At 71.7% G+C, this 14,640-nt stretch carries 14 protein-coding genes; 8 read left to right on the top strand and 6 right to left on the bottom strand.

Annotated elements, in window-relative coordinates:
• Positions 1-3: 3 nt before the first annotated feature.
• Both ACVWWH_RS03415 and ACVWWH_RS03410 read right to left on the bottom strand, forming a co-directional pair.
• Entirely contained in the window at positions 4-162 is a 159-nt protein-coding gene (locus ACVWWH_RS03415; protein ID WP_157089150.1) for a hypothetical protein, read from the bottom strand.
• 103 nt (positions 163-265) lie between these two features.
• Entirely contained in the window at positions 266-1,036 is a 771-nt protein-coding gene (locus tag ACVWWH_RS03410) for an SDR family NAD(P)-dependent oxidoreductase (protein WP_457315623.1), read from the bottom strand.
• A 195-nt stretch (positions 1,037-1,231) separates the two neighbouring features.
• Between ACVWWH_RS03410 and ACVWWH_RS03405 the strand changes: the two genes are divergently transcribed.
• The gene (locus ACVWWH_RS03405; RefSeq protein WP_457315622.1) at positions 1,232-1,897 is read left to right on the top strand and encodes an NADPH-dependent F420 reductase; all 666 of its coding nucleotides are present in this window, start codon (positions 1,232-1,234) and stop codon (positions 1,895-1,897) included.
• Positions 1,898-1,989: 92 nt separating this feature from the next.
• On the opposite strand, the gene ACVWWH_RS03400 is transcribed toward ACVWWH_RS03405, so the two are convergent.
• From ACVWWH_RS03400 to ACVWWH_RS03385, 4 genes are read right to left on the bottom strand one after another with little or no spacing between them, the layout of a single operon-like run.
• Positions 1,990-3,474, bottom strand: coding sequence for a rhamnulokinase (locus tag ACVWWH_RS03400; protein WP_457315621.1), 1,485 nt, complete (start codon positions 3,472-3,474; stop codon positions 1,990-1,992).
• Positions 3,471-5,534 (bottom strand): bifunctional aldolase/short-chain dehydrogenase, encoded by a 2,064-nt coding sequence (locus ACVWWH_RS03395; protein WP_457315620.1) that lies wholly within the window; start codon positions 5,532-5,534, stop codon positions 3,471-3,473. Before ACVWWH_RS03395 ends, ACVWWH_RS03400 begins: the two co-directional genes overlap by 4 nt.
• Positions 5,535-5,551: 17 nt before the next feature.
• Positions 5,552-6,718, bottom strand: coding sequence for an L-rhamnose isomerase (rhaI, locus tag ACVWWH_RS03390; protein WP_457315619.1), 1,167 nt, complete (start codon positions 6,716-6,718; stop codon positions 5,552-5,554).
• Positions 6,719-6,720: 2 nt separating this feature from the next.
• Complete coding sequence (locus ACVWWH_RS03385) at positions 6,721-7,146, bottom strand: L-rhamnose mutarotase (RefSeq protein ID WP_457315618.1); 426 nt, start codon at positions 7,144-7,146, stop codon at positions 6,721-6,723.
• Between the two features lie 163 nt (positions 7,147-7,309).
• Here ACVWWH_RS03385 and ACVWWH_RS03380 point away from each other — a divergent pair, with 163 nt between their 5' ends.
• From ACVWWH_RS03380 to ACVWWH_RS03350, 7 genes are all read left to right on the top strand, one after another.
• Positions 7,310-8,374 carry a LacI family DNA-binding transcriptional regulator gene (locus tag ACVWWH_RS03380; RefSeq protein ID WP_084249632.1) on the top strand — a complete coding sequence of 355 codons (1,065 nt, stop codon included), beginning with the start codon at positions 7,310-7,312 and terminating at the stop codon, positions 8,372-8,374.
• A gap of 323 nt (positions 8,375-8,697) precedes the next feature.
• Positions 8,698-10,077: an MFS transporter gene (locus ACVWWH_RS03375; protein ID WP_457315617.1), complete on the top strand. Its 1,380-nt coding sequence runs from the start codon at positions 8,698-8,700 to the stop codon at positions 10,075-10,077.
• 86 nt (positions 10,078-10,163) lie between these two features.
• Positions 10,164-11,327, top strand: a complete 1,164-nt coding sequence (gene bglB / locus ACVWWH_RS03370; RefSeq protein WP_066500910.1) for a beta-galactosidase BglB — start codon at positions 10,164-10,166, stop codon at positions 11,325-11,327.
• A 25-nt stretch (positions 11,328-11,352) separates the two neighbouring features.
• The gene (gene kduD, locus ACVWWH_RS03365; RefSeq protein WP_457315616.1) at positions 11,353-12,117 is read left to right on the top strand and encodes a 2-dehydro-3-deoxy-D-gluconate 5-dehydrogenase KduD; all 765 of its coding nucleotides are present in this window, start codon (positions 11,353-11,355) and stop codon (positions 12,115-12,117) included.
• 48 nt (positions 12,118-12,165) lie between these two features.
• The gene (kduI, locus tag ACVWWH_RS03360) at positions 12,166-13,002 is read left to right on the top strand and encodes a 5-dehydro-4-deoxy-D-glucuronate isomerase (RefSeq protein ID WP_066500906.1); all 837 of its coding nucleotides are present in this window, start codon (positions 12,166-12,168) and stop codon (positions 13,000-13,002) included.
• An 11-nt stretch (positions 13,003-13,013) separates the two neighbouring features.
• A complete protein-coding gene (eda, locus tag ACVWWH_RS03355; RefSeq protein ID WP_457315615.1) occupies positions 13,014-13,664 on the top strand; it encodes a bifunctional 4-hydroxy-2-oxoglutarate aldolase/2-dehydro-3-deoxy-phosphogluconate aldolase in 651 nt (216 codons plus the stop codon).
• Positions 13,661-14,635, top strand: coding sequence for a sugar kinase (locus tag ACVWWH_RS03350; protein ID WP_457315614.1), 975 nt, complete (start codon positions 13,661-13,663; stop codon positions 14,633-14,635). Before eda ends, ACVWWH_RS03350 begins: the two co-directional genes overlap by 4 nt.
• Positions 14,636-14,640 lie beyond the last annotated feature (5 nt).

Here is a 14,640-nt window from a genome sequence, read left to right as displayed (position 1 = left end):
GGCCTAGGCGGCCCGTCGGTCGCGTCCCGGATCCGCGTCGTCGCGGTCCTGGCGGGAGGAGCGGTCCTGCGGGGGCTGGCCGCCCCGCGCGGAGTCGCTCTCGTCCCTCTGCCTGCGGATCCATTCCTGCCGGTGCTCATGCACGGTCGCTCGCCGCTTCACTGTCCTGTCCTTCCTTCGGCTCTGCGTCCTGCGTATCCGTAACCACTACCCGTCCGCGCGGCGGCAAACCGTCCAAGGGGCCCGCGGGCCCCGGCGGCTCCGGCTAGATCGCGTTCCAGCCGTTGTCCGAGGCGAGGACCACGCCGTTGATGTTGGTCGCATCCCTGCTGAGCAGGAAGGTGATGGAGGCGGCCAGCTCGGAGGCCTGGGCCGCGGGCGGGAGGACCGCGCCGAACAGCGGCGCGATGACCTCCTTGGCCAGGTCGGAGTCCATGGGCGCCTCGATGTGGGTGACCGTGGCGCCGGGGGCCACGGCGTTGACCCGGATGCCCTTGCGCCCGTACATGACCGCGGCGCTCCTAGTCAGCCCATTCACCGCGTGCTTCGACGCGGTGTAGGCCGCCCCCGCCGCGGAGCCGCGCAGGCCGGCCTCGGAGGAGACGTTCACGATCGACCCGCGGCCGGCCCCGAGCATCAGGGGCAGCACGGCGCGCGAAAGCCGCACCACCGAGGTGACGTTGACCGCCATGACCCGCTCCCAGATCTCGTCGGGAAGCTCGTGCAGGCCGTGGAAGTGGTCCATGATCCCGGCCACGTTGGCCAGGGCGTCCACCCGCCCCCCAGCGGCCGCCACGAGCCGCTGCACGGAGTCCTCGGCGCTGACGTCCCCGGCGACCGGGACGATCCCCAGGTCCGGGACTTCGGCGACAAGGTCGTCGAGCCTCTCCTGGCTCACATCACCGGCGATGACCCGACCGCCTTCCTTGGCGACCCGGAGCGCCGTCGCCCGTCCAATTCCGGAGCCGGCTCCGGTGACGATGACCGTCTGGCCGTCGAAACGGCCCGGGGTGATGACTTCCTGCCACTCGGGCACGGCGGCCTCCTCGGATTCGGCGGGAACTGTCTCGCGGGTGTGCGCGGGGTGCGCGGCATGCGGCCAGCATTCCACGCAGGCCTCGGCCCGGATAGGACCGAACGGCCCCCGCCGCGTGCGGAATGCGGGGGAGCGCGGCGGCGTTGACCCAGACAGGTAGTTGACGAGTCCACAACATCGACGGAGCGCAGCAGCATGGAGCAGGGCATCAGGAGCATCGGCATCCTCGGGGCGGGCCGCGTCGGCACCGCCGTGGCCCGGGAGGCCCTCAAGGCCGGGTTCGAGGTGCGGATCGCCACCGCGAAGCCGGTCGAGGACATCGCGCTCATCGTGGAGATCATCACCCCCGGCGCGCTCGCGGTGACGGCGGCCGAGGCTGCCCAGGCGGACCTCGTGGTCCTGGCCCTGCCGCTGCACAAGTACCGCACGCTCGACTCCGCCGCTCTCGCCGGCCGGGTGGTCGTCGACGCCATGAACTACTGGGAGCCGACGGACGGGACCATGCCCGAGCTGGCAGGCCGCGGTTCCTCCGAGGTGGTCCAGGACTTCCTCGCCGCCTCGCACGTGGTCAAGACCCTCAACCACATCGGCTACCACGAGCTCGAGGCGGACGGCCGCCCCGCGGGCTCCCCGGGCCGCCGCGCCCTCGCCGTCGCGGGGGACGACCCCGACGCCCGCGGGCGCGTGCTCGCCTTCATCGACGCCCTCGGCTACGACGCCGTCGATGCCGGGTCCCTCGCCGCCGGGCGAGCCCTCGAGCCGGGCACCGAGGCCTTCGCCGGGGCGCACGACGCCGCGGGGCTGGCCGGGGCGCTCGGGCGCCACGCGGCGTCGGCCGCCGGGAGCGCCGCGGCGGCGTAGGCGCGGCGCCGCCAGACGCCTCGTCGCACCCGAGACGCCCTCGGGGCGTCCTGCTCGCGAGGAGGCGCCTCCTCCTTCGCCCTCGAGGCCGATCAGGCCGCCGCGGCCGTGTGCTCCCGCAGCTGGACGCTGGCCCGGACAGCGGCGCGGAGGGCGGGGAGGCCGCCGTCGAGCGCGCCGGCGGCGCGGGCCTGGACGAGAATGTTGCCGAGGGCGGTGGCCTCGACGGGGCCGGCGAGCACGGGGAGCCCGGTCGCGGCGGCGGTGAGACGGCAGAGGAGCTCGTTCTGCGAACCTCCGCCGACCACGTGGACGGCGCCCGGGCGCCGCCCGGAGAGCTGCGCGGCCTGGGTGAGGGTGCGGGCGTAGGCGGCGGCGAGGCTGTCGAGGATGCAGCGCACGACGGCGGCCGGCTCGTCCGCGAGCACCTCGCCGCCGGGGGTGCCGGCCCGCGCGGCGGCGGCGCGGATCCGCTCGGGCATGCCGCCCGGCGCGAGGAATTCCTCGGCGTCGACATCGATCTGCGGGCCGCCGGCGGGCAGGGCTGCCGCGGCGGCGAGCAGGGCCTCGAGCTCCAGCCCGCGCCCCTCGGCGGCCCACTGCCGCTGGGATTCGGAGAGGAGCCAGAGGCCGCCGACGTTGCGCAGGTAGCGGATGGTGTCGTGTACCCCGCGCTCGTTGGTGAAGTTCGCCGCGCGGCTGGCCTCGGTAAGCACGGGCTTGTCGAGTTCGACGCCCACGAGGGACCAGGTGCCCGAGGAGATGTAGGCGACGTCCTCGCCCTCGGATGCGGGGACCGCGGCGACGGCGGAGGCGGTGTCGTGGGAGCCCACCGCGACGACCGGCGTGTCCGGTGGCAGCCCCGTGCGCTCGGCTACCGCGGGGAGAAGCGTCCCGTAGGTCTCGCCGGCGACGATGAGCTCGGGGAAGAGGCCCTCGGGCAGGCCGAGCTCCTCGAACAGCTGCGCCGACCAGATGCCGGTGCGGGCGTCGAGGAGCCCGGTGGTGGAGGCGTTGGTCTCCTCGGTGCGGCGGGAGCCGGTGAGCCAGAACGCGAGCAGGTCCGGGATGAGCAGGGCCTGGTACCCGTGGAGCCGCGGCTCCGCGGCGAGCTGGTAGAGCGTGGTGAACGGCAGGAACTGCAGGCCCGTCACCTTGTAGAGCTTCTCTGGTGGGACCTTCTCGTGGACCACGGGGACTGTGGCCTCGGTCCGGGCGTCGCGGTACGCGTGGACGGGCTCCTTGAGCCTGCCGGCCGCGTCGACGAGCCCGTAGTCCACGGCCCACGTGTCGATGCCGATGCTCTCGACCCGCAGCCCCCGCTCCGCCGCGAGCTCGCCTGCCTTCGCGAGGCCATCCTGGACCTCGGCGAAGATCCCGGGCAGGTCCCAGCGCAGGACTCGCTTGCCCGCGCTGTCCACGCCGTCGTCGATCACGCCGTTCGGGAAGCGGTGGACGACGTCGAGCGCGACGCGGGGCGCGCCGTCGTCCGCCCCCCGGTCTGGAGAAACCGTGGCGAGGATGACGCGCCCGGAGGAGGCGCCGACGTCGACCGCGACGAACGATCGGGTGCTCATCGGAGGAAGGCGGCGGCGACGCCGGCGTCGACGGGGACGTGCAGGCCCGTGGTGTGGGAGAGCTCGCTGCCGGTCAGGACCGCGGCGGCGTTGGCGACGTGCTCGGGCAGGACCTCGCGCTTGAGCAGGGTGCGCTGGGCGTAGAACTGGCCGAGCTTGTCCTCCTCGACCCCGTAGACCGCGGCGCGCTTTGCGCCCCAGCCGCCGGCGAAGATGCCGGAGCCGCGGACCACCCCGTCGGGGTTGATGCCGTTGACGCGGATGCCGTGCTCGCCCAGCTCGGCCGCGAGGAGGCGCACCTGGTGGGCCTGGTCGGCCTTGACGGCGGAGTAGGCGATATTGTTCGGGCCGGCGAAGACGGAGTTCTTCGAGGAGATGTACACGATGTCCCCGCCCATGCCCTGGGCGATCATGGCCTTCGCGGCGGCCTGCGAGACCAGGAAGGAGCCCTTGGCCATGACGTCGTGCTGGAGGTCCCAGTCCTTCTCGGAGGTCTCCAGCAGGGGCTTGGAGATGGACAGGCCGGCGTTGTTCACCACGAGGTCGATCCCGCCGAAGGCCAGCACCGTAGCGTCGACCGCGGCGGCGACCTGGTCGGCGTCGGTCACGTCCGCGCGCACCCCGATGGCGACGTCGGCGGTGCCGAGCTCCGCGGCCGCGGCCTGCGCCTTCTCGAGGTCGAGGTCGGCGATGACAACGCACGCGCCCTCGGCGGCGAGGCGGGTCGCGACGGCCTTGCCGATGCCTGAGGCCGCCCCGGTCACCAGGGCGATCCGGGTCGCGTGGGACTTGGGCTGGGGGAGGCGGGCGAGCTTGGCCTCCTCGAGCGCCCAGTACTCGATGCGGAACTTCTCCGACTCCTCGATGGGGGCGTAGGAGGAGACGGCCTCGGCGCCGCGCATGACGTTGATCGCGTTGAGGTAGAACTCGCCGGCGACCCGGGCGGTCTGCTTGTCCTTGCCGTAGGAGAACATGCCCACGCCCGGGATGAGCACGATGGCCGGGTCCGCCCCCCGCATGACCGGCGAATCGGCGTCCGCGTGGCGGCGGTAGTAGGCCGCGTACGCCTCGCGGTACCCGGCGTAGAGCTCCCTGAGCCGGGCGACGCTGTCCTCGATCGAGGCCTCGGCGGGCAGGTCGAGGACGAGGGGGGCGACCTTGGTGCGCAGGAAGTGGTCCGGGCAGGAGGTGCCCAGGGCCGCCAGGCGGGGGTGTTCCGCGGAGGCGAGGAACTGAAGGACCCGGGGGTCGTCGGTGTAGTGGCCCACCTGAGGCCGGTCGGTCGAGGCCAGGCCGCGGATCACGGGGGCGAGGGCGGCGGCCTTGGCGCGGCGCTCGGCCTCGGGCAGGGCGCCGTAGCCCTCCAGGGTGGGGCCGAACGGGTCGGGGCGGCCGTTGGCGGCGAGGTACTTCTCGGCCTCGGCGATGATCCACAGCGAGTTGGCCTCGGCTTCCTCGCTCGTTGCGCCCCACGCGGTGATGCCGTGGCCGCCGAGGATCGTGCCGACCGCCTCGGGATGGGCGGCCTTGACCGCGGCGATGTCCAGGCCGAGCTGGAAGCCGGGGCGCCGCCATGGCACCCAGACGACCTTCCCGCCGAAGATCTTGCCGGTGAGCGCCTCGCCGTCGGCCGCGGTCGCGATGGCGATGCCCGCGTCCGGGTGGAGGTGGTCCACGTGGGCGGCGTCGACGAGGCCGTGCATCGCGGTGTCGATCGACGGCGCGGCGCCGCCCTTGCCGTGGAGGCAGTAGTCGAACGCGGCGACCATCTCGTCCTCGCGCTCCACTCCCGGGTACACCCCCGCCAGCGCGCGGAGGCGGTCCAGGCGCAGCACGGCGAGGTTCTCCTCCCTCAGGGTCCCGAGGTCCCCGCCGGAGCCCTTCACCCACAGCAGCTCGACCGGCTCGCCGGTCACGGGATCGGTCTCGGTGCCCTTGGCGGAGGTGTTCCCGCCGGCGTAGTTGGTGGTCCGCCTGTCCGCACCCAGGCGGTTGGAGCGGGCGATCAGCTCCGCGACGGTCTGGTTCTGCGGCGGGTTCTGCTGCTGGTTCGGGTCCATGGTGTGGTGCATTCCTCTCAGGCGCCCCAGCCGGCCTGGGTGCCGCCGGTGCGGGTGTCGTTGATGAGCTTCTGGTAGCCGGAGGCGGCGTAGGCGGCCATCGGGTCCGCGGGCAGGCCGCGCTCCTCGCGCCAGGTGGCCAAGGCCGGGCGGACGTCGGTGTAGAAGGCGTCCATGAAGACCGCGTTCGCGGCGAGCACGTCGCGGCTGCGCTGGGCGTCCTCGAGGGCGGCGCGGTCGAGGAGGAGGGCGCGCAGGGTCATCTCCTGGACGTTGAGCACCGAGCGGATCTGGCCGGGGATCTTCTCCTCGAGGTTGTGGCACTGGTCGAGCATGAGCGCCACGCCGGAACCGGTCTCGAGGCCGCCGCCGCGGACCACCTCGACCATGATCCGGAAGAGCTGGAACGGGTCCGCCGCGCCGACGATCAGGTCGTCGTCGGCGTAGAAGCGCGAGTTGAAGTCGAACGAGCCCAGCTTCCCCAGCCGCAGCAGCTGGGCCACGATGAACTCGATGTTGGTGCCCGGGGCGTGGTGGCCGGTGTCCAGGCACACGAACGCCTTCTCGCCCAGGGCCAGGGTCTGGGCGTAGGAGGTGCCCCAGTCCGGCACGTCCGTGTGGTAGAACGCCGGCTCGAAGAACTTGTACTCGAGCACGAGCCGCTGGCCCTCGCCCAGGCGGGCGTAGATCTCGGCGAGGGACTCGGCGAGGCGGTCCTGGCGGCCGCGGATGTCGTCCTGGCCGGGGTAGTTCGTCCCGTCCGCGAGCCAGACCTTCAGGTCGCGGGAGCCGGTCGCGTCCATGACCTCGATGCACTCGAGGTGGTGCTCGACCGCCCGGCGCCGGACGGACTCGTCGGAGGAGGTGAGCGAGCCGAACTTGTAGACGTCGTCCTGGAACGTGTTGGAGTTGATGGTGCCGAGCCTCACGCCCAGACCCTCGGCATAGTCCCCCAGCGCGGCGTAGTCCTCGACCCTGTCCCACGGGATGTGCAGCGCGACGGACGGGGCCAGGCCCGTGAGCTCGTGGACCTTCGCCGCGTCCTGGATCTTCTCCTGAACCGTGCGGGGCGTGCCCGGGGTGCCGAAGACCTTGAAGCGGGTCCCGGAATTGCCGTAGGCCCAGGAGGGGACCTCGATCGCGAGGCCGTCGAGGGCCCCGGGGACGGTGGTGGGTGCGGTCATGGTCATTCTCCTGCCGTGGTGGGTGCGGTGCCGGCGGACGACGCCGTGTGGCCGGCCCGGGCGCCGTCGGTGCGGGCTGCGGCGAGCTGGGACTCGAGGTTGAAGACCTCCTCGAGGGGGACGAAGGCCTCGTCCGGGGGCGTGTCGATGCCGTCGAAGAGGTCCGCCATCTCGGCCTGCCAGCGGGCGTTGACCTCGTAGGCGGCCATCCGGGACGCCGCGGCTTCGAGGCTGTCCGTCTCGACGTAGCCGATCAGCAGCCCGTCCGGGCCGAGGAAGAGCGAGTAGTTGTGCCAGCCGGCAGCCTCGAGCGCCTCGAGCATCTCGGGCCAGACGGCGGCGTGGCGGCGCCTGTACTCGTCGATGCGCTCGGGCTGGATCCGCTGCTGGAAGCAGATGCGCCGCCGCGGCGCTGCGGTGGGGGCCATGCCGTCCCTCGATCCTGAATCGTTTCAAATGGCTGCTGCCACCAGAGTACGGACGTCGTGGCGCAGAGGTCAACACCCTGCCGCGCTGCTGGCCATGCCCCCCGGGGGACTGCTGGGCCATGCTGTGCCGCCGTGGCGCCCAGAAGGCGATAGTCTCCGGAGCATGAGCCGTTCCCGATCGACGCCCTCCGGTCCAGCCGGTGCGGCCGCTGCCGGAACGGCCAGCGTCCGCGATGTGGCGGAGCGCGCCGGCGTGTCGGTGGGCACGGTCTCCAACGTGCTCAACCGCCCGGACATCGTCCGTGCGGCCACGGTCGAGCGCGTGCGCGCGGCCATCGCCGAACTCGGATTCGTCCGCAATGACGCTGCCAGGCAGCTGAGGGCGGGCCGCTCCACCACCATCGGGCTCCTCGTGCTGGACGTGCGCAATCCGTTCTTCACCGATGTGGCCCGCGGGGCCGAGGACGAGGCGGACTCGCACGGGCTCTCGGTCGTCATGGCGAACAGCGATGAGTCCCCGGAGCGTGAGGCCGCGCACCTCGACTACTTCGAGACGCAGCGGGTCCTCGGAATGCTCATCTCCCCGATCAAGGACCCCGGCGACCGGCTCGAGCGGCTCCGGGCCGCGGGAACCCCGGTGGTCCTCGTGGACCGCACCGCCGGAACGAGGAACCTGAGCTCGGTGGCCGTGGACGACGTCGAGGGCGGCCGGATGGCGGCCCAGCACGTGCTCGACCTCGGGCGGCGCCGGCTCGCCTTCGTGGGAGGGCCGCCCGACCTCGAGCAGATGCAGGACCGCCTCGCGGGGGTGGAGTCCGCCGTCGGCGCCGTGCCCGAGGCGAGCGTCGAGGCCATCGCCACCAAGGCCCTCACCTTCGAGGATGGGCGGCTCGCAGCGAAGGCCCTCCTCGGACGCCCGCCGGCCCAGCGGCCGGACGCGATCCTGGCGGGGAATGACCTCGTGGCCATCGGAGCGCTGCAGGTGCTCATGGGCGAGGGCCGGCTCAGGATCCCCGAGGACGTGGCGATCGTGGGCTACGACGACATCGACTTCGCCTCGGCCGCCGTGGTGCCGCTCTCCTCGGTGCGCCAGCCGCGCGAGCTCATCGGCCAGACCGCGGTGCGCATCCTGCGCGAGGAGGCCGAGGATCCGGGGCTCGGGCCGCGGCATGTCGTCTTCGAGCCCGAACTGGTCGTGCGGGCGTCCACGACGGGGCGCGCAGACTAGCCGTCGCGCCCCCGAATCCGGCCGCACCGCTGACCCGCGTCCGGCCGGACGCACTCGGCCCGGCGTGACGCACGCCGGTCGCTGACCCCCGGATTGCACCCGGCCCTTGACGTGGCCTGCCTCACGCTCCTACGATTCATGAAACGATTCAAGAAAACGTCTTCTGGGTCCTCCGGACTCTGCGCCGCAGAGAGGAGGAGGCCGTGGCCCCGTCCCCACCGCGCGGCGGATGCGCGGACTGGAGCCATCAGCAGCCCACCACGACCAGCGCCCTGCGGGGCCAGCGCCGGCTTGTCACCAACGTCGATGAAGGAAGTCAGCACATGAACACGTCAGCCGGGGACACCATCAGTCCCGACGCCACCATGGGGCGGCGCAACCCGAGGAGGGCCGCGATCAGCGGGTGGATCGGGAGCGCCCTCGAGTACTACGACTTCGCGCTGTACTCGACAGTCGCAGCGCTCGTCTTCCCGGGCATCTTCTTCCCGTCAGGGAACCCGACGGTCGCCATCATCGCCTCCCTCGCCACGTACGCGGTCGGCTACGTCTCCCGTCCGCTCGGGGCGGTCGTCCTGGGTGCCTACGGGGACCGCCACGGCCGCAAGAAGGTCCTCGTCTTCGCCATGCTGCTGATGGGCACCGCGACCTTCGCGGTGGGACTCCTCCCCACGTACCGCCAGGTGGGCCTGCTCGCGCCGGCCCTCCTGGTGGCCCTCCGCCTGATCCAGGGCTTCGCGGTCGCCGGTGAACTCGGCGGAGCCAGCGCGATGATCGTCGAGCACTCGCCCGACGCGAAGCGCGGGTTCTTCGCCAGCTTCAGCCTCCAGGGCACCCAGGTCGGCTCGATCCTCGCCACGGCCGCGCTCCTGCCCCTGTCCGCGATGCTGCCCGCAGACCAGTTCCAGTCGTGGGGCTGGCGCGTCCCGTTCCTGCTGAGTGCCTTCGTGATCCTCGCGGGGTACCTCATCCGTCGTCGCGTCCAGGAGCCCCCGGCCTACGTCGCCCAGTCCGCCCAGGCCGCAGTGAAGCGGCGGTTCCCCCTCCTCGAGCTCCTGCGCAGCTACCCGTGGGTCCTGGTCCGGTGCATCCTGATGACCTTCACCAACGTCATCGGCATGGCGACCCTGGTCTTCGGGGTGTCCTATGCGACGCAGAAGGGCTACGGCATCGGCTTCTCGGCCGGAGAGTTCCTCTGGGTCACCCTCGTGGCCAACATCGTCGCCGTGATCCTGATCCCCGTCTTCGGTGCCCTGTCCGACCGGATCGGGCGCAGGGCCCTCATGGTGGTCGGCGGCGTGGGCGGCGGCCTGCTGGCCACGGCATACCTCTGGGCCATCGACCAGAGGAGCCTGGTCCTCGTCTTCGTGTTCGTGGTCATCGTCCAGGGGGCGCTCTTCCAGATGTGGAACGCCACCTTCGCGACCTTCTTCCAGGAGCAGTTCCCCCTGCGGATCCGCGTGACCGGCTTCGCGGTGGCGCAGAACATCGGCCTCATGATCGCCTCGTTCTTCCCCAGCATCTTCACCGCGATCGCTCCCCCTGGGACCGCGAACGTCCCCCTCGTCATCGGAGGTGCCACCTTCGGCATCTGCGTCGTCGCCGGCCTGGCGGCGCTCCTCTCCCCGGACACGAAGGGCAAGTCCCTCGCGGACCTCGAGGACGAGAAGGCCTCGCTTCACCCGAGAAGCACCAGCGGCGTCTAGGCCCGCTCCTCGGCGGGGGGATCCCCGCGGTCCCCTCGCCGAGAGCCACCCCATCAGCACCTACACCACATCAAGCGGAGAAGCAGATGACCGAGAAGACCAAGGCCCCGAGCGCAGCGGTGTGGCCGGTGAAGCACAGTCCGCTGCTGCGGGCACCGCAGCGGTCCATCACGCGCAGCGGCCTTCAGGAGCTGATCCGCCGGCTCACCGAGAACCTGGTCGCCATCACGGATGAAACCGGTGAGTTCCTCCTCCGGCTGGACGACGGCCGGGTCATCGACACGAAGGGCTGGGCAGGCTGGGAGTGGACCCACGGGATCGGCCTCTACGGGATCTGGCAGTACTACGACCAGACCGGCGAGGACGGCATGCGCGAGATCATCGACTCGTGGTTCGCCGAGCGGCTCGCGGAGGGCACCACGAAGAACGTCAACACCATGGCACCCTTCCTGACGCTCGCCTGCCGCTACGAGGAGACGAAGGACCGCACCCTGCTTCCGTGGCTCGATGCGTGGGCCGAATGGGCCATGCGGTCCATGCCGCGCACGCCCCACGGCGGCATGCAGCACATGACCCTGGCAGAGGAGAACCACCACCAGCTGTGGGACGACACGCTCATGATGACCGTCCTGCCCCTGACGAAGATCGGCCTGCTGCTCGACCGCCCGGAGTACGTCAAAGAGGCAACCTTCCAGTTCCTCACCCACGTGGCCTACCTCATGGACCGCGAGACGGGGCTGTGGTTCCACGGCTGGTCCTTCGAGGGGAACCACAACTTCGCCAGGGCGCGCTGGGCGCGGGGCAACTCGTGGCTGACGATGGTCATCCCAGACTTCCTCGAGCTGACCGGCCTGCCGGAGTCGGACCCCGTGCGTCGGTTCCTCATCGAGGTCCTCGACGCCCAGGTTGCGGCCCTCGCCGCGGTGCAGGACAGCTCGGGACTCTGGCACACGCTCCTCGACGACCCGTCCTCGTACCTCGAGGCGTCGGCCACCGCCGGATTCGCCTACGGGATCCTCAAGGCCGTCCGCAAGGGCTACCTCAAGGCGGAGTACACGGCGACGGCCGAGCGTGCTGTGCAGGCCGTCATCCGGAACATCTCCGCCGACGGCGAGCTGCAGCAGGTGTCCTTCGGCACCGGCATGGGCCCGGACCTGGACTTCTACCGCAGCATCCCGCGCACCTCGATGCCGTACGGGCAGGCCATGGCGATCCTCTGCCTGGCCGAGTACCTGCGCACCTACTACTGACGTTGACCGTGATGGAGGAAATCTGATGGTTCTCGACTCGTTCCGACTGGACGGGAAGGTCGCTCTCGTGACGGGCGCGTCACGGGGTCTCGGGCAGGGCGCGGCGGTCGCGCTCGCCGAGGCAGGCGCCGACGTCGCCCTGCTCAGCCAGAGCGCGTCACGCGAGACGGCCGAGAAGGTCCGGGCCCTCGGCCGCACCGCCCACCTGATCGAGCAGGACCTCGTGACGGCGACCCCGGAGGAGCTGGACGAGTCGATCCAGTCCGTCGAGGCAGAGCTCGGGCGCATCGACATCCTCGTGAACAACGCCGGGATCATCCGCCGCGCCCCGCTCCTGGAGCACCCGGCCGCGGACTGGGACGCGGTGATGTCCGTCAACCTGGACGCCGTGTTCCATCTCTCGCAGGCCGCGGCGAGGCGGTTCGTGGCCAACGGCGGGGGGAAGATCATCAACGTCGCCTCGATGCTCTCCTTCCAGGGGGGCATCCTCGTGCCCGGGTACGCCGCGAGCAAGCACGCCGTCGCCGGGCTGACCAAGTCGTTCGCCAACGAGCTCGCCGCCCGCGGGGTGAATGTCAACGCGATCGCCCCGGGCTACATGGCCACCGACAACACCACGGCGATCCGTTCGGACGAGGCGCGCGAGAAGTCCATCCTGGACCGCATCCCTGCCGGACGCTGGGGCACCCCCGCCGACCTGCAGGGCGCCTTCGTCTTCCTCGCCTCCTCAGCGTCGGACTACGTCAACGGCGCCGTCATCCCCGTCGACGGCGGCTGGCTCGTCCGCTGACCTCCCCGCCTCAAGAACCCACCGACCCCTGCATTGGAGAAGCACCCCATGGACCAGCGTTACGCCACGAGCCCTGACCAGCTCCCGCACTTCGACACCGCCGCGCTGCGCGACCGGTTCCTGGTGCAGGACCTGTTCATCCCCGGGGAGGTCCGCGTCGCCTACACCCACCACGACCGGATCGTCCTCGGCGGAGCGGTGCCCGCCGGCGCACCGCTTCCCCTGCCCGTGTTCGAGGAGCTCCGCGCGGAGTACTTCCTGGCCCACCGCGAGATGGGGATCGTCAACGTGGGCGGCTCGGGCACCGTCACCGCCGATGGCGAGGTGCACACCCTCCCGAACGGCGCGTGCCTGTACCTCGGGCGGGGCACCCGCGACGTCGTCTTCGCCGACGCGCCGGACGGGGACGAGGGCGGCGCCCAGTTCTACCTGTTCAGCGCCCCCGCCCACACCGCCTATCCCAGCCAGCTGGTGCTCAAGGGGCAGGGCACCGCGCGCGAGCTCGGCGACCAGCTCACCAGCAACCGACGGTCCCTGAACCAATACATCCACGAGAACGGCATCAAGTCCTGCCAGATCGTCATGGGCGTGACCGAACTCCACCCCGGGTCCATGTGGAACACGATGCCGGCCCACACCCACGACCGGCGCACCGAGTGCTACCTGTACTTCGACGTTCCGCAGGACGCCCGGGTCATCCACCTGATGGGGCGCCCCGACGAGACGAGGCATCTCGTGGTCGCGGACCGGCAGGCCGTCATCTCCCCGTCCTGGTCGCTGCATTCGGGCGTCGGCACCGCCGCCTACTCGTTCGTCTGGGCCATGGCAGGGGAGAACCAGTCCTTCGATGACATGGACGCCGTCCCTGTCACCATCCTGAAGTGAAGGGCGCCACGATGAGCGGACCCCTTGACGCACTCAGCGCAGCCGGGCTCGTGCCCGTGGTGGTGCTCGACGACGCCGCCGACGCCGCGCCGCTCGCCGCAGCCCTCGTCGGCGGCGGCCTGCCGGTCGCGGAGGTGACGTTCCGGACGGAGGCGGCTGCCGAGGCAGTGCGCATCATGGCCGCCCGCGGGGACATGACCGTGGGCGCAGGCACCGTGCTGACCGTCCAGCAGGTCGACGACGCGGTCGCGGCTGGCGCCTCCTACGTCGTCTCGCCGGGCCTGAGCAGGGCGGTCGTGGAGCGCTGCCAGGAGAAGGGCGTGCTGGCGCTGCCCGGCGCCGTGACCGCCACCGAGATCCAGGCAGCCCTCGAGCTGGGGCTGAGCACCCTCAAGTTCTTCCCCGCCGGCACCTCCGGCGGCCCTGCGGCGATCGCAGCACTTGCGGCGCCGTTCGCCGGCGTGCGCTTCGTGCCCACCGGCGGCGTCGGCCCCGAGAACCTCCACGACTACCTCGCGATCCCCGCCGTCGCAGCGGTGGGCGGATCATGGATGGTGCCCAGGGACCGCATCCGGGGCGGAGACTTCGCCGGGATCACCCGCCTCACGTCCGAGGCTGTCGCCCTGGCATCCGGGTCCGCAGTGGGGGAGGGCACCCCGTGAGTGCCCCGCTGCAGGAAGGCACGGCGGCGCGCACCGACGTCGTGACCCTCGGCGAGACGATGGCGCTGTTCAAGGCCGGTGCGGCCGGCCCGCTCGCCCATGTCCACGGCTGGAGCCTGGGCATCGGCGGAGCCGAGAGCAACGTGGCCGTGGCACTCCAGCGCCTGGGGACCCCGGTGACCTGGATCGGACGGGTGGGCGCCGACAGCCTGGGCGACCTCGTGGTGCGCGAGCTCGTGGCGGAGGGCATCGACGTCCGTTCCGTGCGCGATGCCGCCCCCACCGGGCTGATGGTCAAGGAACGACGCACCGCCGACGCTCTGAAGGTCTGGTACTACCGCGCGGGAAGCGCCGGCTCCCGCCTGGCCCCCGAGGACCTGCCCGCCGGAGTGATCGAGCAGTCCCGCCTTCTGCACGTCACCGGCATCACCCCGGCCCTCTCGCCCTCGGCGGCCGCCGCTGCCCATGACGCCATCGACCGTGCCCGGGCGGCCGGGGTGCTCGTGTCCTTCGACCTGAACTACCGTGCAGCCCTGTGGTCCCAGGAAGCCGCGGGGGAGCAGTATCGGCAGATCATCGCCAAGGCAGACATCGTCTTCGCCGGCGACGACGAGGCCGCGATCGCCGTCGGCCCCGCTCCCGACCCGTGGGAGCTGGCCCGGCGCATTGCCGCCCTGGGCCCTTCGCAGGTGATCCTCAAGCGCGGCGCCCAGGGCTGTCTGGCCTTGGTGGACGGGGCCGGGCACGCCCGGGAGGCCGTGCCCGTGAAGGCCGCCGACACGGTCGGGGCGGGGGACGCCTTCGTCGGCGGGTACCTCTCGGAACTGCTCCTTGGAGCGGACGTCGACCAGCGGCTCCTGCTGGCCGCCCAAGTGGGCGCGTTCGCCTGCCTGGTGCCGGGCGACTGGGAGGGCGCGCCCCGCAGGAGCGAACTGCACCTGCTGGACCCGCACGACCCAGTCACCCGCTGAGCAGG

The sequence above is a fragment of the Sinomonas sp. RB5 genome, from assembly GCF_054063535.1.
Note: the sequence above shows the minus strand (reverse complement) of the source record. Positions and strands in the feature narration are given on the sequence as shown.

What these genes read in the sequence shown, in the direction of transcription:
- kduD (WP_457315616.1), top strand. Translation starts at nt 11,353, where the DNA reads ATGGTTCTCGACTCGTTCCGACTGGACGGGAAGGTCGCTCTCGTGACG.
- eda (WP_457315615.1), top strand. Translation starts at nt 13,014, where the DNA reads ATGAGCGGACCCCTTGACGCACTCAGCGCAGCCGGGCTCGTGCCCGTG.
- rhaI (WP_457315619.1), bottom strand. Translation starts at nt 6,718, where the DNA reads ATGACCGCACCCACCACCGTCCCCGGGGCCCTCGACGGCCTCGCGATC.
- ACVWWH_RS03375 (WP_457315617.1), top strand. Translation starts at nt 8,698, where the DNA reads ATGAACACGTCAGCCGGGGACACCATCAGTCCCGACGCCACCATGGGG.
- ACVWWH_RS03380 (WP_084249632.1), top strand. Translation starts at nt 7,310, where the DNA reads ATGAGCCGTTCCCGATCGACGCCCTCCGGTCCAGCCGGTGCGGCCGCT.
- ACVWWH_RS03385 (WP_457315618.1), bottom strand. Translation starts at nt 7,146, where the DNA reads ATGGCCCCCACCGCAGCGCCGCGGCGGCGCATCTGCTTCCAGCAGCGG.
- kduI (WP_066500906.1), top strand. Translation starts at nt 12,166, where the DNA reads ATGGACCAGCGTTACGCCACGAGCCCTGACCAGCTCCCGCACTTCGAC.
- bglB (WP_066500910.1), top strand. Translation starts at nt 10,164, where the DNA reads ATGACCGAGAAGACCAAGGCCCCGAGCGCAGCGGTGTGGCCGGTGAAG.
- ACVWWH_RS03400 (WP_457315621.1), bottom strand. Translation starts at nt 3,474, where the DNA reads ATGAGCACCCGATCGTTCGTCGCGGTCGACGTCGGCGCCTCCTCCGGG.
- ACVWWH_RS03405 (WP_457315622.1), top strand. Translation starts at nt 1,232, where the DNA reads ATGGAGCAGGGCATCAGGAGCATCGGCATCCTCGGGGCGGGCCGCGTC.
- ACVWWH_RS03395 (WP_457315620.1), bottom strand. Translation starts at nt 5,534, where the DNA reads ATGGACCCGAACCAGCAGCAGAACCCGCCGCAGAACCAGACCGTCGCG.